The following is a 19952-nucleotide window of genomic DNA, read 5'->3' as shown; positions in this document are numbered from 1 at the left end:
ACAAGACAGGAGGCAATCCAAAGTATGAACGTGATCTGATTCGTCGCAGTGGTTTGCTTGGACTGTCTATTCCTAAGCAATATGGTGGGCAAGGGGCGGATTGGAAAACTATTTTCCAAACCATCCGAACTATTGCACAAGTCGATAGTTCATTGGCGCATGTCTATGGTTTTCACCACTTGTTGATTGCGACAGTGCAATTATTTTCCCAGCCTGAGCAATACGCAAAATGGTTTGAAGATACGGCTAAAAATAATCTGTTTTGGGGCAATACTTTAAATCCATTGGATCGACGGACTACAGCAACTCAAATCTCAGAGAATGAATATATTTTTCAGGGTGATAAAAGTTTTTGTTCAGGTTCGATCGATTCAAATATTTTGCTGTGTTCAGGTTTTAATGAAGCAGGGAAATTATTGATTGGGGTGATTCCCACTGCGCGTCAGGGCGTAAGTTTTTTAGGTGATTGGAACAATATGGGACAACGCCAAACTGATAGTGGTGCAAGCCATTTTGAACAGGTCAAAATTTCCAAAAATGAATTGTTACTCAATCCCGGTCCTTTAAGTACGCCATATTCGAGTGTACGTCCGTTGATTGCACAATTGATTTTTGTACATTTATTTTTAGGTGTGGCGGAGGGGGCTTTTGAAGTCGCTAAAGAAACGGTGCAAAGTCAGAAAGCATGGTCAAAGTCGTTGGCTGAAAATGCTGTGAATGACCCATTTACCCAAAAGCATTTTGCTGAATTTTATGTGCAGCTTGAAAGTGTACGTTTACTTGCCAATAAAGCCGTGGAAAGCTTACAGGAGGCATGGAATATAGGTGAAGATTTAACAGCAGAACAACGTGGGCAGGTATCTGTTGCGATTGCCACTGCAAAAATTGCAGCGACCAATACTTCGCTCTTTGTGACGCAGAATATTTTCCAAGTGATGGGTGCGAGAGCGACCACTGCAAAACTGAATTTAGATCGTTTTTGGCGGAATGTACGTACGCAGACTTTGCATGATCCAATTGATTATAAATATCAGGAAGTAGGCGAGTGGGTGCTGACAGGAAAAGTGCCTGATCCGAGTTTTTATTCTTAAATGCCCTATCTCAGTCGAAAAACCTCATTCAATGCAATGAGGTTTTTTTATTTAACATACTGAAAAATATAATTATATAGAGTAGATTGGGCAGTAAGTGTGAGAAGAACGAAAACTTGAGTGGAAACAGCATGGATTTGTACCAAGCAATTTTAGATTTTAGCCATCAGCATATTGATGATTTAAAGCAGAGTTATACGTGGGAAATTAATTTAGAACATCTTCCTGTTGATCTGAGTTTGAGTGGAAATAATGTCTACGAACAAAATATTTCGCTGCGTCATCAGCTTCATCACGCATTTTCAGTTGCGACTGATTTTGAAGAAAAATATAAAATAATCAGGTGGTACATTTATCATTGGGGTGGAGTGAAAGCCAACAGTGACAGCACATTGACTGAATATAGCCAAAGCTCACCTGAAACTTTGATTTTAAAAGGAGCGGATGGCATTGCGTCTTGGTCAAAAGCTTTGTCGGTGATCGACCCTATACGTTACGCAATTTATGATGCTCGTGTTGCAATGTCGTTGAATGCTTTGCAAGTGATATATGCTGTAGATTTACCACAATATTTTCCACCCTTGAAAGGGCGGAATACTTTAATTAATTTTTTCCAAGCTAAACTGCAAACGACTTTTTTACAGTGGAATAAAGCCAATACTCAAACCTTTTATCAAGAATATTTAGCTTTATTACAGCAAGTCGCTGATCAATTTGCAGAAAATGTGACTCGGCATGAAGTTGAAATGTTATTGTTTGCACATGCAGAGGAATTGAGCTTTCAGGCTGCGGCAAAGCTCACTCATTTTAAAACAATTTAAAAAAGCTTAAATTGAAAAAGGGTTAGAAAAAAATCCCTCAAGCCGAGCCCTGAGGGATAAAAACTGATGATGGAGTAAAATTATTTATTGTTATGGGTTAAGCACAACTTTTAAGCAGATTTCGCTGTGATTTGATTCTTTTGAGCCTCCTCTAATTCACGAACTAGAGGCAATACTTTTTTACCAAAATATTCGACTTCTTCAATAAAATGTAAGAAACCTGAAAGGACTAAATCCACACCAACACTTTTTAATTCAACAATACGTTCAGCAATCTGTTGTGGTGTACCGATCAAATTAGTTTTAAAACCATCGTTATATTGCACCAAATCTTCAAAAGTAGATTTTGCCCAGTTACCTTCACCTTCTTTGGAGGCTGCACCTGCTTCACGTGTGGCATCACCAAAGGCATTCACAGCTTCAACATTGGCTTTGGCAATGATTTCCTGCAGTACCGCTTGCGCTTCTTCCTCTGTATCACGTGCAATAACAAAGGCATTCACGCCGATTTTAACTTGATGATTATTGGCTTTGGCTTTTTCACGAATATCATCAATTTGCTTTTTCAACTCAGCAGGGGTGTTGCCATTGGTAAAGTACCAATCAGAAACACGGGAAGCCATGTCACGTGCAGCGCGTGAACTACCGCCTTGGAAAACTTCAATATGTGGTTTTTGCACAGGTTTTGGCTTTAAAGTGTAATCTTTAAATTGGTAATATTTACCCTCAAAACTATAGTTATCCGTTGTCCAGATGCCTTTTAAGGTACGGATAAATTCTTCAGAACGGACATAACGTTCATCATGTTCAGGCCAAGGCTCGCCAATGGCATCAAACTCGCCACGGAACCAACCACTGACCACATTAATTGCCACACGACCATTGGTTAGATAATCAATGGTTGCCAATTGCTTTGCTGCTAAAGCAGGTTTCCAAGGGCCGGGTAGAATTGCCGCAATGACTTTTAATTTTTCAGTCTTTGCCAACAGTGCATGACTGAAACTTACCGATTCATGTTGATTTTCAGCACCATAACCTGCGGTAAAACGAATCTGCGTCAGCGCATATTCAAAACCACTTTTTTCAGCAGCTTGCGCCAAACGCACATTGTAGTCATAGCTCCAGTCTGTGCGTTGTTCGATATGACTGACCACCAAGCCACCGCTGACATTGGGAACCCAATAAGCAAATTTAATATTTTTATTCTGTTGTGACATGAGCAAACCCTCGGAATAGCAAATGATTAAGCCACGTGTGTTTTCGGCTTTTTATGGTGAATACGAGCTTCTGCAGCATCCAGACTTGGTACGGCAGCAGATGGTAAAACTTCTTCTTGTTCAATTTGTTTGTTGATGCCTAAGCTTTGAGTTGCGTGTTGTGACTTCTCTTTGATGACATCAGCACGTTGACCTTTGGCAGGTGCCCATTCCAAAATTGGCAATGCACGAGCAACCGCAAGCGTGATTCGATCACGTAAAAATTCACTGTGAATGGTGTATTCAGGCGTGAAATCACGATCTGTCGCATAAACCCCGATTGGTAAAGTCTGCGCTTGGAAGAAACTGAACAATGGACGCAGTTGATGTTCAAGCACTAACGCATGGCGATCGGAACCACCCGATGCAGCAAGCAGTACAGGCACATCAACCAATGCAGTTTGTTCAACAAAGTCAAAGAAATGTTTGAATAGACCTGTAAATGAGGCACGATACACAGGGGTACCTACAATTAAAGCATCGGCTGCTTCTACGGCAGCTAAATCATCTTGTACACGTTGAGGCAATTGATTGCGATAAATTGCACCTCCGAGTAAATGTCCAATTTCACTGAATTTAATGAAATGTACATTGATTGGTGTTGCTTCACCCAGCTCATCCAAAATCGCCTGAACAAGTGCTTCGGTTTTTGAAGGATGATTTAAGCCCCCCGATACAGCAACGATGTTGAGTGGTTTTTGTTGAATAAATGTCATGTGAATAACCTAAAAGTCTTTAATCTCGGAATGACATTCATTAATCAACATTCGATATATTCTGTAAAATAAGCAAAAACAGATTGGTTATCAGATTTTTGAATATATGTGAAAAAATCATTTTTCCTGAGTTTTTACTTTTTTAACTGCTTGATATATCTGTTTAGTTTTAAAAATAATAAGTAATTCTTTTGTATCGCTAAAATTTATATTTAAAAACGATAAAGAAATATAAAAAAAGATAAATAACATAAAATGTGTAGGGATTTTATATTTAAAGCGACAAAATTATTAAAAATTCGTTATATTTAATTATCTTTAACAGCAATAGTACGGTTAGAATGAAAGACTGTGCTAAAGAGCTCTCACTTCGCTTATGAATATTTTAATCGTTGATGACCATCCACTGTTTCGCCATGCTTTAATTCAAGCGGTGCGTTATAGCTTACCCCAAGCTCAAATTCATGAAACTGCAGCAGTTAATGAATTTTATGAGCGTTTAGAGAATGGTCCTGAACCTGATTTAGTGCTGTTAGATTTAAATTTACCAGGCGCATCTGGGTTTTCTGCATTGGTGCATGTTCGTGCACAATATCCTGCATTGCCAATCATTGTGGTCTCGGCGCATGAGGAAGCTTCAATTATTCAACGTGCAATTGCGCATGGTGCAATGGGCTATATTCCTAAATCAGCGCATCCAAGTCATATTGGTGAGGCGATTCGTCAGGTGCTAGAAGGTGATATTTGGTTGCCACCAAACTTACCTGCAAATATGAGTTTCGACCCACGTGCTGCGGATGAAGCGGCATTGGCAGAGCGTATTCAGTCATTAACTCCGCAGCAGTTCCGTGTGTTAATGATGGTGGCAGAAGGTTTGCTCAACAAACAAATTGCTTATGAGCTTGAAGTATCTGAAGCAACGATTAAAGCGCATGTGACTGCGATTTTCCGTAAATTGGGCGTACAAAATCGTACCCAAGCTGTTTTAGCAATTAGTGCGCTTAATATTGAAGAGAAGAAAGTGTAATTGGTATTTTGTGATGTTAAAACCAGTCGCAATGACTGGTTTTTATTTGCGTAAATGCGATGGTGTATAACCAAAATATTGCTTAAATCGTGCACTGAAATGACTTGCTGAACTAAATCCACAACTGAGAGCAATGTCCGTGAGATCTTGTGGGCTATGCAAAACCAAGTCATGCGCACGTTTCAAACGTTGTTGCAAAACATATTGATGCGGTGAAATGTGCATAGACTGTTTGAACATGTGTGCAAAATGATATTCACTGAGCTCGACTTGTTTGGCAAGGTCAGCAATAGTTAAAGGCAAATGCAGTGATTGTTCAATCCAATCTTTCAAATGCTTTAATGCATATGGTGCGATTCCCCCTGTAATACGAGGCAAAGCCCATTGCACATTGCTATAATTTTGCAATAAATGATTGAGCAAAAGATTTGCAGTACTGCTTAGTTGTAGTTGATTACTACTTTCTTGCCAATCACAGCCCAATAAAAAATGTCGATAAGCAGCACTAATCATGGGATCAGTTGAAAAATTTTGTTCATTGAGCTGGATTTGTGCGGGTTCTTTGTCCCAAACTTTCAAGGCAATATCACGCAAATGTTGATCGGTATAATACAAATGCACGAAACTTAAATCACCTCGAATATCCCAGACAGATTCTTGTCCTTCAGGCATTAAACAAAAGCGATCAGGTGCGCCACCATTCTTCCAACCTGACGGTGTTTTCCGATAACTTTCATAACCTCCACGCACATACAAACTCAAAGTATGATGATTACTGCAGACGCTTACGGTGTCATGTTGATTACTCCAAGCCGCCATTTGCATACCTGAACCAAGCATGACTGTATCCAACAGTTGGGTTTTGTGTTGCTGTAGTTGCTCAATGGTTTTATATTTCATTTGACTGAACAATGGGAAAGGTTTGATTTGAGTGTAACCATGAATGTATTCTGCACAAAATTTTCCTGATAAAAAATCGCAAGAATATATAAGTCCCCCCAAGAATATGAATGTTCCGTAGTAGAAAAATTTGCATACTTACTACATGACTTTTGACAGAGCAATGGTTATGAATGGCTTACTTTATATGGCAGTGGTGCTGATTTGGGGAACGACATGGATCGCCATTACTGCACAGCATGGTCAGTTTAGCCCAGTCATTGGTGTATTTTGGCGTTTTGTAATTGCAGCAGGATTGCTGTTTTTATTTCTCATTGCCACTGGACGTTTAAAGAAGCTCAATCTGCAAGATCACCTGTTTTGTATTTTACAGGGATTCTGTATTTTTGGTTTTAACTTCATTTGTTTTTATACCGCAATCGAATATATCAACAGTGGTTTAGAATCGGTCATTTTTTCAATGGCAGTTTTATTTAATGCGATCAATAGCCGAATTTTCTTTTCCCAAAAAATTTCAGCCTATTTCATCCCTGCAGCAAGCCTTGGTTTTTTCGGCATTTTAGCGCTATTTTGGCACGATGTCGTCAGTACCCAAGTACAATGGCAAACCTTATTTGCCATCGGTTTATGTATGCTTGGAACCTATGGTTTTTCGTTGGGAAATATGATCAGCATTCGCCATCAAAAGAATAACTTGGATGTGTTTACCACCAATGCCTATGGCATGTTATATGGTGCGATCTTGATGGCTATCATTGGTTGGCTACGTGCAGATGTATTTTTGCCAAAGGTGATCACCACACAAGCATTCGTTGCATTGGGTTATCTGGCAGTCGTGGGATCAATCATTGGTTTTAGTGCATATTTTGTGTTGATTAAGCGCATCGGGGCAGGGCAAGCCGCTTATAGTACCTTGTTATTTCCATTGGTAGCATTAACCATTTCAACGATTTGGGAAAATTACCAATGGCATTTGGGTTCGTACTTGGGTGTGATTTTTATTTTACTGGGTAATTATATTTTATTTAAACAGCCCAAGTGGTTGCTGCAATTTTGCAATAAAAGCAAAGTTGCTTAACCATAAAAAAGCAGCCAATTCAGGCTGCTTTTATAGGTCATGAAATTCACAATTAACGTTTAACCACAATAGAATCAATACCACTGTGCTGTAAAGTTTGTTGGGCAATCACTGCTGCATTTTGTGAGTCATAAGGACCTGAGACTACACGATACCATGTTTGTCCACCTTCAGTTGCTTTAACTACATCTGCGGATAGACCATTTAAAATGATTTCAGCACGACGAGCATCTGCACTATCAGGGTCTGGATAGCTACGCACTTGCAAAATATATTCAGGTTGCATTGGAGGAGGTGCTTGCTCAGACGTATCTAAGCCAACATTAACTTCTTCACTGCTTGGCGCTTCAGGTGCTTCGACAATCACAGGTTGCGAGCGAGTTTGTGTTTCAGGTACAGCTTGATCAGGAATCGGTGTCACTTGTTGATTTGGTAAGAGGTCATAAAAACGGTAGTCTTTATTGGTATCTTCTTGATAATGATCAGAAGTGACTTCATTACTACGTGTTTTCACAGGTGCCCATGGTTTCCAGAGCATCAGTGCAACAGCAAAACTGAGGAGAATTAAAATAACGACAAGTATCCCTAACCACTTTGGAATCAATGGTTTTTTAGGTTTATTTGGTCGTTCAGACACGCCGCGTTGCGTTTTTCCAAACACGTGGAATTCCTCTTATTCTTTATTTTTAACATCAAGCTAAAGCATAATTTTGCTTTAGCTTGATGTAAAGTAATGATTTATTACTTTTGGACAGTTTTGCTTACATGCTCTCAGGTGCAGACACACCCAATAATTCAAGACCATTGCGCAATACTTGCTGTACGCTGACAGAAAGCAATAAACGTGCTTGAGAGAGTAAAACATTTTGCTCATCTAAAATACGACCATGAGTTTTATCATCGTACCAACCATGGAATAAAGCTGCTAGCTCTTTTAAGTAATTACCAATTTGATGTGGTTCATAAACATTAGCAGCACGAACAATAATTTCAGGATAAGCAGCAAGTTTTGCAAGTAATTCAGTTTCTGTCTCAGAGACTAAAAGCGTCTTATCGTAAGATGATAATTGTAAACGATTAAATGGGACACCTTTTTCAGATGCACGAGATAGCATTCGATTTACACGTGCATGAGCATATTGAATGTAATACACCGCATTATCCTTGCTTTGTGAAACTGCAAGGTCTAAGTCAAAGTCAATGTGCTGTTCTGACTTACGCATTACATAATAAAAACGTGCTGCATCATTGCCCACTTCTTTGCGAAGATCACGTAAAGTTACAAACTGACCTGAACGAGATGACATTTGTACCATCTCACCGCCACGCCATAAGCTCACAAACTGCACAAGTAATACAGTGAGTTTTTTAGAGTCATAACCCATCGCATCAATCGCAGCTTTTACACGAGCGATATAACCGTGGTGATCTGAACCCCAAATATCGATGATATCAGTATAGCCACGTTGCAATTTATTTAAGTGATATGCAATGTCAGATGCAAAATACGTAGTTTGACCATTACGGCGTTTTACAACACGATCTTTTTCATCGCCAAATTCAGTTGATTTAAACCAGATATTGCCATCTTTTTCGTATAAGAAACCACGTTGATCAAGCGTTTGTAATGCTTCATCAATTTTTTCAGTGAGTGATTCTTCACTAAACCATTGATTGAAAGTTACACCAAACTCGCCAAGGTCATCTTTGATGTCATCCAAAATAGCTTTTAAGGCAGCTTGTAGGAATACACGATAACCTGCACCAATTAAGGTTTGAGCATTAAAGATCAAACCATCAATATGCTTTTCTTTATCGCCTGACAGAACCACTTTGTTACCATCAGCATCAAGTTCCGCTGCATATTGCACATCTTCAGGTACGTCTTTATACACATCCGCAACAGGGCGTACATAAGCATCACCATCTTTGTCGATAATGCTTTGTGCGATTTCTTTAACATAATCGCCTTGATAGGCATTTTTAGGGAAAACTAAAGTTTGCCCAGTCAATTCTAAATAACGTAAATAAGTTGAAGTCGCGAGGATGTCCATTTGACGACCTGCGTCATTAACATAATACTCACGGTCAACCTTAGCACCTGTTGCTTCAAGTAAATTGGCAACAGTCATACCATACGCTGCACCACGACCATGACCCACATGCAGGCTTGAAGTCGGGTTTGCAGACACAAATTCAACTTGAATTTTCTTTGCAGCATTGGCTTGAGTTTTACCAAACTGATCTTTTTGTGCTTCGATGCGGTCAAGCACAGCGAAACGTTGGTCTGCATTTAAGAAGAAGTTAATAAAACCAGGACCTGCGATTTCAGCTTTGCTAATATCTGCAACTTCTGGCAAGTTTGCCAAGATTTTCTCAGCAAGATCACGTGGTTTCATCCCCGCAACTTTTGCACCCATCATGGCAATGTTAGATGCGAAATCGCCGTGGCTTCGGTCTTTAGTTCGCGTTAAAACACTGGTATTTTTCCAGTCAGATGGAAGAGTCCCTTCAGCTTGTAGGGATTGAACTGCATGATCAAGAGCTGCTTGGATGGCCGTATTCATAATCTATAGAGAAATAAATGTCGCAGAAAAACAGCAAATATAGCAAATTTTGAGCCTTTTAGGTGAATGCATTTGTATGCAAAGCACAAAAGAAGACAAATAGATTTGTTTAATTTTTGATAAATGCTGAAAAAGATTCAAAATCTCGATACTTTCAATTATTGTAGCAGGGTTGTAGAGGTTATAAAGTTCGCTATATGAGTCAGAAAAAAGCCATGATTATTGGTAATATTCCCAAGCTTCCTGCTAAATATGCGGCTTGGATTTTACCTTTATTATTGTCTGGATTGATGAGTGGTATCATTTCGTTTATAAATACTGTGAAGAACTTAGGCTGGATTGAAAATTTATTCTCCATTTTTCTTTCAGCGTGGATGATGTCATGGATGTTTGCTTATCCTATCGTCTTGATCGTATTGCCAATTGTGAGAAAATTAACAGCTTTATTTGTTGATATGACACCTAATTCACCGCATAAATAAGCTGATCTGTTGTTTTTAAAGCTGTATTACATGTCTAAATCTATCTAATATCATTATAAATTTAAGAAATACCCTAAACAGGTAAAAAAGGGCTAATCTATAGCCCGAGATAGATGAAACTCTACTATTTTTGTCTGGATTTACATCTAAATCTAAACATAATGAGATGGGACATGACCACAGAAAATTTGAAAGCGAAAAAACCGTTATACACCCCTTATGCAGGGAACACTTTACTTGAACTCCCACTTTTGAATAAAGGCTCAGCCTTTACCGAAGAAGAGCGTAGCCAATTTAATTTATATGGTTTGATCCCGCATGTGATCGAAACTATCGAAGAACAAAGCCAACGTTCATATAAACAATATTGCGATTTTAATGATGCAATCAATAAACATATTTACCTTAGAAATATTCAAGATACCAATGAAACCTTGTTCTATCACCTGATTGAAAACCATCTCAGTGAAATGATGCCGATTATCTACACACCAACAGTGGGTGAAGCATGTCAGCGTTTTTCAGATATTTATCGTCGTCACCGTGGGACATTTATTTCTTATCCTGATCGTGAACACATTGATGATATTTTGCATAATGTGAATAAGAAAAATGTCAAAGTCATCGTCATCACTGATGGTGAACGTATCTTAGGTTTGGGTGACCAAGGTATTGGCGGAATGGGTATTCCAATTGGGAAATTATCGCTATATACAGCATGTGGTGGTATCAGTCCTGCATATACCTTGCCAATTACGTTGGATGTGGGAACGAATAATCAACAATTATTAAATGATCCGATTTATCTCGGTTGGAATCAGCCACGAATTAGTGGTGAAGAATATTATCATTTTGTTGATGAAGTGATTGCTGCGATTAAGCGCCGTTGGCCAAAGGCATTAATTCAGTTTGAAGATTGCGCAAAAAATGCGATGCCAATATTGGAAAAATATCGCAATCAAATTTGTTGTTTCAATGATGATATTCAAGGTACAGCAGCCGTATCGGTGGGCAGTTTAATTGCCGCTAGTCGTGCCGCAGGCAAACAATTGAAAGATCAAAAAGTGGCATTTTTAGGTGCGGGTTCAGCAGGTTGTGGTATTGCAGAACAAATCGTGGCGCAAATGGTGGCTGAAGGTCTAAGTGATACCGAAGCCCGCGCACGTGTCTTTATGGTGGATCGTTTTGGTTTAATCACTGAAAATCAGCCGAACCTGTTGGACTTCCAGCGTAAATTGGCACAAAAAACTGAAGAAGTTGCACACTGGGGCAATGCTGAAGAAATCATTTCATTACTTGATGTGGTGAAAAATGCCAAGCCTACCGTTCTCATTGGTGTATCAGGACAACCGGGATTATTTACTGAAGAAATTATCCGAACTTTAGCAGCCAATTGTGAACATCCAATCGTCTTACCTTTGTCCAATCCAACTTCACGAGTAGAAGCTGTGCCAGCAGATATTATCGAATGGACAGAAGGTCGTGCATTGATTGCCACAGGTAGCCCATTTGCACCTGTGAATTATCATGGTCAAATTTTCAATATTTCACAGTGTAATAACTCGTACATTTTCCCAGGAATTGGTTTAGGGATTGTGGCTGTGCAGGCAACACGTGTGACTGATAACATGTTGATGGCATCAAGTAATGCCTTAGCAGATTGTTCACCAAAATTACAAGATATCAATGCAGACTTATTGCCTGATCTGAATGAGCTACAAAAAGTATCTAAAATTATTGCATTTAAAGTTGCAAAAGCAGCAATTGAAGATGGTGTTGCACCTGTGATCAGTGATGAGCAATTGCAAGAAAATATTGAAGCAAATTTCTGGAAACCTGAGTATCGTCGCTATAAACGCATACCATTTTAAGTTGAATTTACAATAAATTTACATAAGATGGAGTCTAAATAGGCTCCATTTTTTATGTTTAAAATTTATATTTTGAGTGATGTAGATATGAGAAAAATAGTTTTAGCACTCGTTGCATGTTTATCGATTTCAACAGCATATTCACAAGAAAATGCATGTGAAAAGCAGTGGCAAATCGAACAACAAAAAACCATTCAAATTAAAAAACTTAAGCAGCAACAATGTGCGTATCTTTGGGATGATGCTAAAGTCGTTGCACTATTGAAAAATATGAATTTAAAGTCAAAAAATGGGCAATGGATGAGCACTGATCAGTGTGATGTAATTCAAGTCGGACAACAAAAATATATGTTATATGCCGCTTATTATAAACATGATTTGAGCAATCTTTATGTGATTCGAGATTCAGCAAATAATCTGTATGGTTTTTTTAGAGATTTGGGCAAATATTCTTTTGTGGATGATAAATTTACGCCAACAGCGACAGCCAATCAACATGGTGTAGATTTGAAATGTGCTGCTTTGGGAAATAATCCGAAATTGCCAAATATTTTAATCCAAAATATTTTCCAACGAGGCATCGACTTGACCCGTTATTCTGTTGAGGATAGTAGTAAATAACACAGATAAAACAAGACGATGAAAAAACATGTAGTTCTGATTTTGCTGCTGAGTAGCGCACAGGTATTTGCAGAGAATATTTCGTGTGTACAGAGCAGCCGTGATCTGATTTCTGAGTTGTATCGAGATTATCCCGTGCAATCAGACAAAGATATCGCAGGCGAACCTCGACCTATTTTACGCAATTATTTTGATGCCAACATGGTGCAACTTTTGTTACGTGAGCAAAAGTGTGCAGCAAAAATACAAGGTCAATGCAACTTGGATTTTAATATTTTGAGTAATGCACAAGATGTAGAAGATGATGTGCAGATCCGTGTTTTAGATGCGACAGAGCATCGTGCAATGCTCAAAGTTGGTGGACAATTTATTGATTTTAAAATGCGTATGGAGCAAAACTGTATGCGAATTCAAGACATTGAATATGAAGAGACGGATAGTCTAAAGCAAAGGTTGAGTAAAAAATGAAAAAAACGCTATTCTTTTCACTATTCATCACATGTTGTCTGTCGATAACGCATGCTGAAAATACAGCTCAAGCTGAGTTTAAGCAAATTTTTGCTCATCAAAATATTTTACATGCGTATAGGGAGAAAAATGAGTATCAATTGATCTGTACTGAATATGTGGAGCAGGGGAAGAATAGACCAGCACCATTTTATTATGATGCAGATAAAAATAGTATTTCTTTTATTTATATGGAAAGAAATACATATCAGATTCAATCTATTAAAAAACAAAAGCATGATTTTATTGTGACTTTGGATAATGGTGCTTTGAAGTTTAAAGTACATCAAATAAGTGCCAATATTTATGCTTGGGATGCTTTTCCAAAAGCAGATGATGTCGATACTATGTATACTTTATTTTATAAAAATAGCTGGCAAGAATTAAAAACACAGCATGTGGTCAATGCCTGTCAAGATCATGGAACTTAAATGAAAAAATTCAATAAAATGCTCTACTTAAAAGTAGAGCATCGAGTTTGATACTTATTCAGTATCTAAAATTTCTTCAAGCAAATCTTCATTGGGCGCAAAGAAATAAGCACCATCTACTGCAGTGACAAAGTGCAATAAACGGTCATGAATGCCATCACCACTGGTACCAAACATACGTACAAGCATTTGATCAATACGGCTTAAGTCCTTGGTATAGGCAATAAAGAACAAGCCTTGTTCGCCTTGTCCATCACCATAAGGCAAAGAGTGACGTAAGATTTCCAGTTCTTCACCTTCATCATCCTCAATTACGGCACGGGCAATGTGAGCATTCTCAGGTTTTACATCATCATCCAATTCAATACTTTCAAGTTTGGTACGTCCAATCACATGTTCCTGTGCATCAACTTTTAAATGTTTCCATTTTGCAAGATCATGCACATAACGCTGAGCAAAGACAAAAGACCCATCCGCAAAAATACCTGCTTCATCACCCAGCAAAGCCACTTCGTCACGGTCATCAGGGAATTGTGGATTTTCAGTTCCATCAATAAAGCCTGTTAAATCACGACCATCCAAATAACGGAAGCATACTCGTTCATCCAAAACTTCGACTTGATCTTGAATACCATCAAAGAATGATTGACTCATGGCAAAACACAAATCTGCACGAGCAGATGCGATATGAATCAAGACATCCGCAGGCACTACAGGCATGTTAAAAGAACTTTGAATCGGTTCAAGTTGTTTAAATCCTGCTGGAGTTTGATCATGAAGTTTTGCCCACAGCTCAGGTCCAAAAGCCACTGAGGTTTTAATTTCTGCATCAGGATGCTGGGTGATTAAACGGTCACGGGTGCTGAACAAAGCATTGAGTTGTTCTTTTAAAGCATCAATCGAAAGATCTTTTAAATTTAAAACAATAAAACGTGCATGATTTGAGGGTAAAGGCAAAATTACAGATTGGGCTGTCATTGCGAGATGGCTCCATGATTTATTATTCATTCAATACAGCTATTGTGCATGATCAAGCACAGACTAGAAAGCTCAGCGTGATACTTTTTAACGATTAAATTAATCGAAAAGTGTTGTATCAAAATCGGTATAATCAGATTTTAAAAATTCTCCTGATATTCATTATGTCCTACCAAGTCTGGTTTGCTTATATGCTGGCGTGCTGGGTGATTAGTATTTCTCCTGGAGCAGGTGCAATAGCCTCGATGTCAAGTGGTCTGAGCTATGGTTTTCGCCGTGGTTACTGGAATGCTTTGGGTTTGCAACTGGCATTGATCGTGCAAATCGGTATTGTTGCGGCAGGTGTTGGGGTGTTGTTCGCCACCACGCCTTGGGCATTTTTAGTGGTGAAATGGTTTGGAGTATTGTATCTGCTGTATTTGGCTTATTTACAGTGGAATGCGCCAATTCAATCCATTGAAGTGAAAACCGAGAATAAACCGAAAACTATTCCCATGCTGATTTTGCATGGTTTTTTGGTCAATATGAGCAATCCGAAAGCGATTGTATTTTTATTGGCAGTATTGCCACAGTTTTTGGATTTATCAAAACCACAATGGATTCAATATGTGATGATGGCGGTTACCATGATTACGATTGATTTGATCGTGATGGCAGGCTATACAGGTTTGGCAGCCAAAGTTTTAAGATTGTTAAAATCACCAAAGCAGCAAAAATATATGAATCGTACTTTTGCCATATTATTCAGTTGTGCCGCTGCTTTGTTGAGTTTGGTGCATCAGTAAAAATCTATGGTTTTAAAAAATAGAATTTCATAAAATGCCTATAGCCAAATTTGGATTATAAAAATGAAACTAAAAAGTATGTTGCTCTTATCTTCGATATTCATGAGTGCAAGTGTAGTTGCTGCTGATTGGACACCTGTATTTAAAAATTTTGAAAATGGATGTGCAGATTCAAAATTATTACAGCATATTGTGAATAAAAGTATTTGGACAGAGCATGGAACTACACCTGATGCTTTTGTACGTAAATCTGCATTAAAAGGGAATTATGCGAATGTGATGCTACCTTATAAGAATGATATGCTTGCTGCAAAATCGAAGCTCTATAATGATGGTGAACAATATATCGAAGTTACGATTCCTTTAAAAAATGCCACACTCTATGGCTTACCACTGAAAGGATTTACTGTATATTCAGGTACAGCAAGTGGTTTAGCAGGACGAACTCTAGTTTTTGGTCAACTCAATGCTACACAACTACAAAAGCTTAAAAGCATAAAATTTAAAGCAGATGCAGAACAAGAATTTAAAGCTGTTATTTCTACCGATAAGCAAAAACAAACCATTCTCGCATGTGATGTGAGTATGTAAGATTTAGGTCATATTGTTTAATTTTCAATATGACCTTATTTAGATTGTTTAGAGGCATAAACAATAAAAGAGAAGAATAAAATCAAATAACTGCTGAAAAGTCTTGCAGATCTTGCCCAATAAGTCTGATATTCAAGTTGACTCACTTCAGCGACAAAGCGAGCTCTTTCAAATAAATGATAACTCTCGTCAACTTTTTCAACACGAAAATTACCAACCAACTGATAGAAAATCAAAAATTGAAGCAGTGCATAAATGAATAAAATAATAAAAATACTTTGGAAAGGAGTCGACCAACTTGAAAAAGACCAAGGCGGATTTTTATTATTTTTCTGTTTTAGAAATATCCAAAAGGCATTTAAAAATAAAGACAAAACTAAGCTGATGAGAATCCCAAAGGAAAATGGCAAATAAGAAAAAAAGCTATATATATGGATAAATACACAAATCATTAAACACAACAGATTGAACATTGCCAATGGATTTAATGATTTGAGATCATACATTTTTAACTCATTTTTTTAATTTTCTGAAAAATGAAGACAACCGCAAACAAAATTGACATGGTTAAAACGATGCTTAAACCTGTCGAGATATTTAACCCTGCACTTGACCATAAACCAACAGTCACACCGATTTGTGCAATGATAAAAGCAGCGATGACCATTTGCTTTGGAGAGTGCGACACTAAACGTGCAGTTAATGCGGGAATCACCAACAATGCGCCCATAAGTAAAGAACCTACCGCACGTAATGCTAAAACAGTAAATAAAGCCAACAGCAACATGAAAATCAGACGTTGCCATTTTGCATTGATGCCTTCACTGACTGCAATATCAGGGTCAATGGCGATCTGAATCTGTGCCTGCCAGTAGCGAAATAAAACTGCTAAGGCTGCAATGATAATAGCAATAAATACAGGTAGATCAGACCATTCAATCGTCAATAAGTCACCAAACAAATAACTCAGCAACTCGGGTCTTAAAGCAGGTAAATGTTGAATGAGCAATAAGCCAGAACAGAGTAAGGTTGCAGAACATAAAGCAAGCAAGGCATCATTAGGTAAACGAGGGTCATGCAATGCCCATAAAATCGCCACCAATAAAATCGCCGTAAAACTCACCCCAACCCAAAGTGGCAAAGTTAACACTGCTGCCAATGCTACGCCCAATAATGTGCCATGCGCCATGGTATCAGCAAAAAAAGACATTCTACGCCAAAGCATCAAACAGCCTAAAGGTGCTGTTAAAAAAACCAAAAGCGTGCCCATGATCCATGCAGGTAACAACAGTTGTAACCATTCCATCATGATTTAGGCTTCCGGTTCAGGGTGAATGTGGGGGCGAGTATCATGTTCACAGGTTTTTGCAGAGTCACCATGCGCACAATGATCGTGATGGTGCTGATAAGGAACACGATTTGTCCCAAAAATGGCTTGATATTCAGGATGCTGTTGAATATTTTCAGGTAAACCGCTACAGCAAATATGTTTGTTTAAACAAACAACCCGTTGCGTACCTTGCATGACCCATTGCAAGTCATGAGACACGATCAAAATTGAACAACTATAGCGTTCAGGCAGGCTACGCACATAGTCATAAAGTTCCGCTTCGGACTGAATGTCCAAACCTTGCATGGGTTCATCTAAAACTAAAACATCAGGTTGACGTAATAAAGCACGTGCAAGCAGTACTCGTTGACGTTCACCCCCTGAGAGTTGTTGCACTTTTGATTCTTGTAACTTGGCAATACCCGTATCACGAATGATTTCAGCTTTAATCGCTTTATCGCATTTTTCTAAATTTAATAAATCTTTTACACGTAGTGGCAAACTATGTGATGGATTAAATTTTTGTGGCACATAAGCCAGTTTGAGCTTTTTGGGGCTAATAATTTTACCTGAATTTGGTTTGACTATACCCAGTAAGACTTTAATCAGGGTGGACTTACCTGCACCATTTGGACCAATCAGCGTGACAATTTCTTTTTCGTATAAAGAAAAATCGACATTTTTTAAAATATCACGCTCATCAATCCGAACATTAATCTGTTGTAATTGAACAAGAGAAGATGTTAAGGGAATTAAGCCTTGTTCGAGCACTGCTGACATAGTCCTGAAATCTCGATAATACTGTGGTGTGCTTTAAATCCATCCGAGTCTGAAAGTTGGTCAAGTTGCTCAATCAAACCTTTAGCAGAAGCTTCTTTCACTGTATGACACTTAGAACAAATTAAAAAAGCTGCTTGGTGTCCCGCACGAGGATGACAACAAGGGATATAAGCATTGATCGAAGTCAAACGATGAATAAAACCTTTTTCCAATAAAAAGTCTAAGGTTCTATAAACAGTTGGTGGGGCAGCTGGACGTTCAGAAGCACCTTTTAGTTTTGCCAATAAATCATATGCGCCTACAGGACCAGCTGCATTTAAGATCAGTTCTAAGACTTCTTTTCGTAAAGGTGTGAGGCGAGCACCTGCAGCAGCGCAAATATTTTCTGCTTCTATAAGGCGATTTTTGACATTTTGATGGTCATGGACGCCATGTAAAGTATCATGATGCTCGTGTGAACATAGGTTCATTGCACACCTCAAAAGACGTTTCTAGTAAAAGGACAATCGCAAATAGTAACATGAAGCCCGATCATCTTACGAATGGCATAGGTTTTTTTTCATATTTGTTATATTATAACATTTAAGTAATTTTGGTAAATCTCTCCGCATGAAACGCTTCTTTGCTTTGTGTATCAGTGCATTATTTGCAGGTATGACTTGGGCACAAGCACCTTTAGTGGTGTCAACACATCCTATTTATTTGATTTCAAAAAAAGTAACACAAGGCATTGAAGAACCTGTACTGCTTTTAGATCATCAAAGTGGACATGATGTACAACTTACCCCACTGAATCGAAAAACGATCAAAGAAGCATCTTTGGTGATTTGGTTGGGCAAAGCACATGAAGCACCATTAGAAAAGGTATTGAAAGACAATCCAAATGCGATTTCTATTTTAGATTCAGGCATTATCCAAGCTTTACCATTAAGAAGTCCACGTGGTGTAGCATTAAAAGATACTGTTGATACACATGTGTGGTTAGACCCCAATAATGCTGTACGTATAGGCTTTTTCATTGCAGCACTGCGTTCACAGCAACATCCTGAAAATAAAACTGCTTATTGGAATAATGCCAAAAAATTTGCCAGTGAAATGTTATTCGCATCGCAACGATACAGTGGTGATAGTGCGGATCGAGGTTATTGGGCATATCATGATGCCTATCAATATTTAGAACGTTCACTAAACTTAAAATTTGCAGGTGCAATGACTGATGATCCGCATGTTGCACCCACCATTGCTCAGATTAAATATTTAAATGATCATCGTCCAAGTAAAAAAGTATGTTTACTTGCAGAATCGAGTGCAAGCCCAAGTCAATACAAAAAGTTGGGTGCAATTACATTCCAATCTGTGGATGAATCTTTGGCAAAACAACAAGATTTTGTGGTTGCGTGGCAAACTTTAGCTGCACAAACACAAGCTTGTGTAGTTAATGCACGAAAATGATGCAAATAATAAGCAACAATTGTACAGATCAAAAGCAATTTAATATGTGAAAAAAACTCGACTAAGGTCGGGAAAAGATTGCATGTTTAGGGGGGTAACTCTATAATGCCTGCGATTAAAAACGATCATCAGCTAAACTTGTCAAGCATTTATGCTGTAAGTGGATAAAAAATGAGCCGAACTAGTCGCATGATTGACCGACGATTAGCGAAAGCTTTGGTCTATTTACAAGCATGTATGATTCCTGTTTCAGCCTTGATAGGGTGGGTCTTGAAAGACTCGACTGCGGCTTTGAGTGCAGCATTAGGTGCACTGATTTGTTGGCTTGCCAGTTGTTATTTTTCTTGGCAGTCATTTCGAGCAGCAGGCGCGCGAGCATCCAAACAGGTTCTTTCGAACATGTATCGAGGCATGATGGGCAAATTTGCAATTGTGATCGTTGGATTCATTTTAATTTTAAGCAATGTTAAACCGTTATCCCCGGTAGCATTGTTTTGTGGTTTTATACTTGTACAAGCCATGACGTGGATTGCTCCTTTTTGGGCAACTCGTTTACAAAAATGAGTATAAACACAGCAAAAATTGAAAAGTTTTTCAGGAATAAGCGAGATATCAGGCAGCACGCGATATTCGTTTTATTCTATTAGTTTTTTTACATTGACCAGGTG

23 protein-coding genes are annotated in these 19952 nt (G+C 38.4%); 13 read left to right on the top strand and 10 right to left on the bottom strand.

Annotated elements, in window-relative coordinates; all coding sequences use genetic code 11:
• Positions 1-1091, top strand: a 1091-nt coding sequence (locus tag AVJ19_RS21735) for an acyl-CoA dehydrogenase family protein (RefSeq protein WP_111861492.1), incomplete at its 5' end; no start/stop codon positions are given.
• A 131-nt stretch (positions 1092-1222) separates the two neighbouring features.
• Positions 1223-1912, top strand: a complete 690-nt coding sequence (locus AVJ19_RS21730; RefSeq protein WP_111861491.1) for a hypothetical protein — start codon at positions 1223-1225, stop codon at positions 1910-1912.
• Positions 1913-2022: 110 nt separating this feature from the next.
• On the opposite strand, the gene sfnG is transcribed toward AVJ19_RS21730, so the two are convergent.
• Positions 2023-3129 (bottom strand): dimethylsulfone monooxygenase SfnG, encoded by a 1107-nt coding sequence (gene sfnG / locus AVJ19_RS21725; protein ID WP_111861490.1) that lies wholly within the window; start codon positions 3127-3129, stop codon positions 2023-2025.
• Between the two features lie 26 nt (positions 3130-3155).
• Complete coding sequence (gene msuE / locus AVJ19_RS21720) at positions 3156-3884, bottom strand: FMN reductase (protein ID WP_111861489.1); 729 nt, start codon at positions 3882-3884, stop codon at positions 3156-3158.
• Between the two features lie 376 nt (positions 3885-4260).
• On the opposite strand from msuE, the gene AVJ19_RS21715 reads away from it, so the two are divergent.
• Complete coding sequence (locus AVJ19_RS21715) at positions 4261-4911, top strand: response regulator (RefSeq protein ID WP_111861488.1); 651 nt, start codon at positions 4261-4263, stop codon at positions 4909-4911.
• A gap of 42 nt (positions 4912-4953) precedes the next feature.
• On the opposite strand, the gene AVJ19_RS21710 is transcribed toward AVJ19_RS21715, so the two are convergent.
• Positions 4954-5811 carry a helix-turn-helix transcriptional regulator gene (locus tag AVJ19_RS21710; protein WP_111861487.1) on the bottom strand — a complete coding sequence of 286 codons (858 nt, stop codon included), beginning with the start codon at positions 5809-5811 and terminating at the stop codon, positions 4954-4956.
• Between the two features lie 169 nt (positions 5812-5980).
• Here AVJ19_RS21710 and AVJ19_RS21705 point away from each other — a divergent pair, with 169 nt between their 5' ends.
• A complete protein-coding gene (locus tag AVJ19_RS21705; RefSeq protein ID WP_111861486.1) occupies positions 5981-6889 on the top strand; it encodes a DMT family transporter in 909 nt (302 codons plus the stop codon).
• A gap of 52 nt (positions 6890-6941) precedes the next feature.
• On the opposite strand, the gene AVJ19_RS21700 is transcribed toward AVJ19_RS21705, so the two are convergent.
• Both AVJ19_RS21700 and argS read right to left on the bottom strand, forming a co-directional pair.
• A complete protein-coding gene (locus tag AVJ19_RS21700; RefSeq protein ID WP_111861485.1) occupies positions 6942-7550 on the bottom strand; it encodes an SPOR domain-containing protein in 609 nt (202 codons plus the stop codon).
• Between the two features lie 100 nt (positions 7551-7650).
• Entirely contained in the window at positions 7651-9456 is a 1806-nt protein-coding gene (gene argS / locus AVJ19_RS21695) for an arginine--tRNA ligase (RefSeq protein ID WP_111861484.1), read from the bottom strand.
• A 197-nt stretch (positions 9457-9653) separates the two neighbouring features.
• Between argS and AVJ19_RS21690 the strand changes: the two genes are divergently transcribed.
• From AVJ19_RS21690 to AVJ19_RS21670, 5 genes are all read left to right on the top strand, one after another.
• Positions 9654-9938, top strand: coding sequence for a DUF2798 domain-containing protein (locus tag AVJ19_RS21690; protein ID WP_111861483.1), 285 nt, complete (start codon positions 9654-9656; stop codon positions 9936-9938).
• Between the two features lie 173 nt (positions 9939-10111).
• On the top strand, positions 10112-11809 hold the full coding sequence (locus AVJ19_RS21685; RefSeq protein WP_111861482.1) for an NAD-dependent malic enzyme: 1698 nt from the start codon (positions 10112-10114) through the stop codon (positions 11807-11809).
• Positions 11810-11896: 87 nt separating this feature from the next.
• A complete protein-coding gene (locus AVJ19_RS21680; protein WP_162626714.1) occupies positions 11897-12430 on the top strand; it encodes a hypothetical protein in 534 nt (177 codons plus the stop codon).
• A gap of 18 nt (positions 12431-12448) precedes the next feature.
• A complete protein-coding gene (locus AVJ19_RS21675; protein WP_111861480.1) occupies positions 12449-12898 on the top strand; it encodes a hypothetical protein in 450 nt (149 codons plus the stop codon).
• Positions 12895-13368 (top strand): hypothetical protein, encoded by a 474-nt coding sequence (locus AVJ19_RS21670; RefSeq protein WP_111861479.1) that lies wholly within the window; start codon positions 12895-12897, stop codon positions 13366-13368. Before AVJ19_RS21675 ends, AVJ19_RS21670 begins: the two co-directional genes overlap by 4 nt.
• A 54-nt stretch (positions 13369-13422) precedes the next feature.
• Here AVJ19_RS21670 and AVJ19_RS21665 read toward each other — a convergent pair whose 3' ends face one another.
• Positions 13423-14346 (bottom strand): Dyp-type peroxidase, encoded by a 924-nt coding sequence (locus tag AVJ19_RS21665; RefSeq protein ID WP_111861495.1) that lies wholly within the window; start codon positions 14344-14346, stop codon positions 13423-13425.
• A 164-nt stretch (positions 14347-14510) separates the two neighbouring features.
• Here AVJ19_RS21665 and AVJ19_RS21660 point away from each other — a divergent pair, with 164 nt between their 5' ends.
• Together AVJ19_RS21660 and AVJ19_RS21655 are read left to right on the top strand one after the other, a co-directional pair.
• Positions 14511-15131 (top strand): LysE family transporter, encoded by a 621-nt coding sequence (locus AVJ19_RS21660; protein ID WP_111861478.1) that lies wholly within the window; start codon positions 14511-14513, stop codon positions 15129-15131.
• Positions 15132-15194: 63 nt separating this feature from the next.
• On the top strand, positions 15195-15722 hold the full coding sequence (locus AVJ19_RS21655) for a hypothetical protein (protein WP_111861477.1): 528 nt from the start codon (positions 15195-15197) through the stop codon (positions 15720-15722).
• A gap of 35 nt (positions 15723-15757) precedes the next feature.
• On the opposite strand, the gene AVJ19_RS21650 is transcribed toward AVJ19_RS21655, so the two are convergent.
• The 4 genes from AVJ19_RS21650 to AVJ19_RS21635 all read right to left on the bottom strand — a co-directional run bounded on the left by AVJ19_RS21650 (position 15758) and on the right by AVJ19_RS21635 (position 18302).
• Positions 15758-16096, bottom strand: a complete 339-nt coding sequence (locus AVJ19_RS21650; RefSeq protein WP_162626713.1) for a hypothetical protein — start codon at positions 16094-16096, stop codon at positions 15758-15760.
• 134 nt (positions 16097-16230) lie between these two features.
• The gene (znuB, locus tag AVJ19_RS21645) at positions 16231-17031 is read right to left on the bottom strand and encodes a zinc ABC transporter permease subunit ZnuB (protein WP_111861475.1); all 801 of its coding nucleotides are present in this window, start codon (positions 17029-17031) and stop codon (positions 16231-16233) included.
• 3 nt (positions 17032-17034) lie between these two features.
• The gene (znuC, locus tag AVJ19_RS21640) at positions 17035-17832 is read right to left on the bottom strand and encodes a zinc ABC transporter ATP-binding protein ZnuC (protein WP_111861474.1); all 798 of its coding nucleotides are present in this window, start codon (positions 17830-17832) and stop codon (positions 17035-17037) included.
• On the bottom strand, positions 17805-18302 hold the full coding sequence (locus AVJ19_RS21635) for a transcriptional repressor (RefSeq protein WP_111861473.1): 498 nt from the start codon (positions 18300-18302) through the stop codon (positions 17805-17807). The genes znuC and AVJ19_RS21635 overlap by 28 nt, the downstream gene beginning before the upstream one ends.
• Positions 18303-18441: 139 nt before the next feature.
• Between AVJ19_RS21635 and AVJ19_RS21630 the strand changes: the two genes are divergently transcribed.
• Together AVJ19_RS21630 and AVJ19_RS21625 are read left to right on the top strand one after the other, a co-directional pair.
• The gene (locus AVJ19_RS21630; RefSeq protein WP_111861472.1) at positions 18442-19284 is read left to right on the top strand and encodes a metal ABC transporter solute-binding protein, Zn/Mn family; all 843 of its coding nucleotides are present in this window, start codon (positions 18442-18444) and stop codon (positions 19282-19284) included.
• A gap of 171 nt (positions 19285-19455) precedes the next feature.
• Entirely contained in the window at positions 19456-19848 is a 393-nt protein-coding gene (locus tag AVJ19_RS21625; protein ID WP_111861471.1) for an ATP synthase subunit I, read from the top strand.
• Positions 19849-19952: the final 104 nt, after the last annotated feature.

It is taken from the genome of Acinetobacter sp. CFCC 10889, assembly GCF_003268395.1.
GTDB lineage: Bacteria > Pseudomonadota > Gammaproteobacteria > Pseudomonadales > Moraxellaceae > Acinetobacter.
The sequence above is the reverse complement of the archived record's forward strand: the minus strand, read 5'-3'. Positions and strand labels throughout refer to the sequence as shown.

Excerpts from the sequence above, each read along its gene's own strand:
- znuB (WP_111861475.1), bottom strand. The coding sequence starts at position 17,031 with ATGATGGAATGGTTACAACTGTTGTTACCTGCATGGATCATGGGCACG.
- argS (WP_111861484.1), bottom strand. The coding sequence starts at position 9,456 with ATGAATACGGCCATCCAAGCAGCTCTTGATCATGCAGTTCAATCCCTA.
- AVJ19_RS21715 (WP_111861488.1), top strand. The coding sequence starts at position 4,261 with ATGAATATTTTAATCGTTGATGACCATCCACTGTTTCGCCATGCTTTA.
- AVJ19_RS21705 (WP_111861486.1), top strand. The coding sequence starts at position 5,981 with ATGAATGGCTTACTTTATATGGCAGTGGTGCTGATTTGGGGAACGACA.
- AVJ19_RS21665 (WP_111861495.1), bottom strand. The coding sequence starts at position 14,346 with ATGACAGCCCAATCTGTAATTTTGCCTTTACCCTCAAATCATGCACGT.
- AVJ19_RS21655 (WP_111861477.1), top strand. The coding sequence starts at position 15,195 with ATGAAACTAAAAAGTATGTTGCTCTTATCTTCGATATTCATGAGTGCA.
- AVJ19_RS21690 (WP_111861483.1), top strand. The coding sequence starts at position 9,654 with ATGAGTCAGAAAAAAGCCATGATTATTGGTAATATTCCCAAGCTTCCT.
- AVJ19_RS21710 (WP_111861487.1), bottom strand. The coding sequence starts at position 5,811 with ATGAAATATAAAACCATTGAGCAACTACAGCAACACAAAACCCAACTG.
- AVJ19_RS21630 (WP_111861472.1), top strand. The coding sequence starts at position 18,442 with ATGAAACGCTTCTTTGCTTTGTGTATCAGTGCATTATTTGCAGGTATG.
- sfnG (WP_111861490.1), bottom strand. The coding sequence starts at position 3,129 with ATGTCACAACAGAATAAAAATATTAAATTTGCTTATTGGGTTCCCAAT.
- AVJ19_RS21685 (WP_111861482.1), top strand. The coding sequence starts at position 10,112 with ATGACCACAGAAAATTTGAAAGCGAAAAAACCGTTATACACCCCTTAT.
- AVJ19_RS21635 (WP_111861473.1), bottom strand. The coding sequence starts at position 18,302 with ATGAACCTATGTTCACACGAGCATCATGATACTTTACATGGCGTCCAT.
- znuC (WP_111861474.1), bottom strand. The coding sequence starts at position 17,832 with ATGTCAGCAGTGCTCGAACAAGGCTTAATTCCCTTAACATCTTCTCTT.
- msuE (WP_111861489.1), bottom strand. The coding sequence starts at position 3,884 with ATGACATTTATTCAACAAAAACCACTCAACATCGTTGCTGTATCGGGG.
- AVJ19_RS21625 (WP_111861471.1), top strand. The coding sequence starts at position 19,456 with ATGAGCCGAACTAGTCGCATGATTGACCGACGATTAGCGAAAGCTTTG.
- AVJ19_RS21680 (WP_162626714.1), top strand. The coding sequence starts at position 11,897 with ATGAGAAAAATAGTTTTAGCACTCGTTGCATGTTTATCGATTTCAACA.
- AVJ19_RS21675 (WP_111861480.1), top strand. The coding sequence starts at position 12,449 with ATGAAAAAACATGTAGTTCTGATTTTGCTGCTGAGTAGCGCACAGGTA.
- AVJ19_RS21730 (WP_111861491.1), top strand. The coding sequence starts at position 1,223 with ATGGATTTGTACCAAGCAATTTTAGATTTTAGCCATCAGCATATTGAT.
- AVJ19_RS21660 (WP_111861478.1), top strand. The coding sequence starts at position 14,511 with ATGTCCTACCAAGTCTGGTTTGCTTATATGCTGGCGTGCTGGGTGATT.
- AVJ19_RS21670 (WP_111861479.1), top strand. The coding sequence starts at position 12,895 with ATGAAAAAAACGCTATTCTTTTCACTATTCATCACATGTTGTCTGTCG.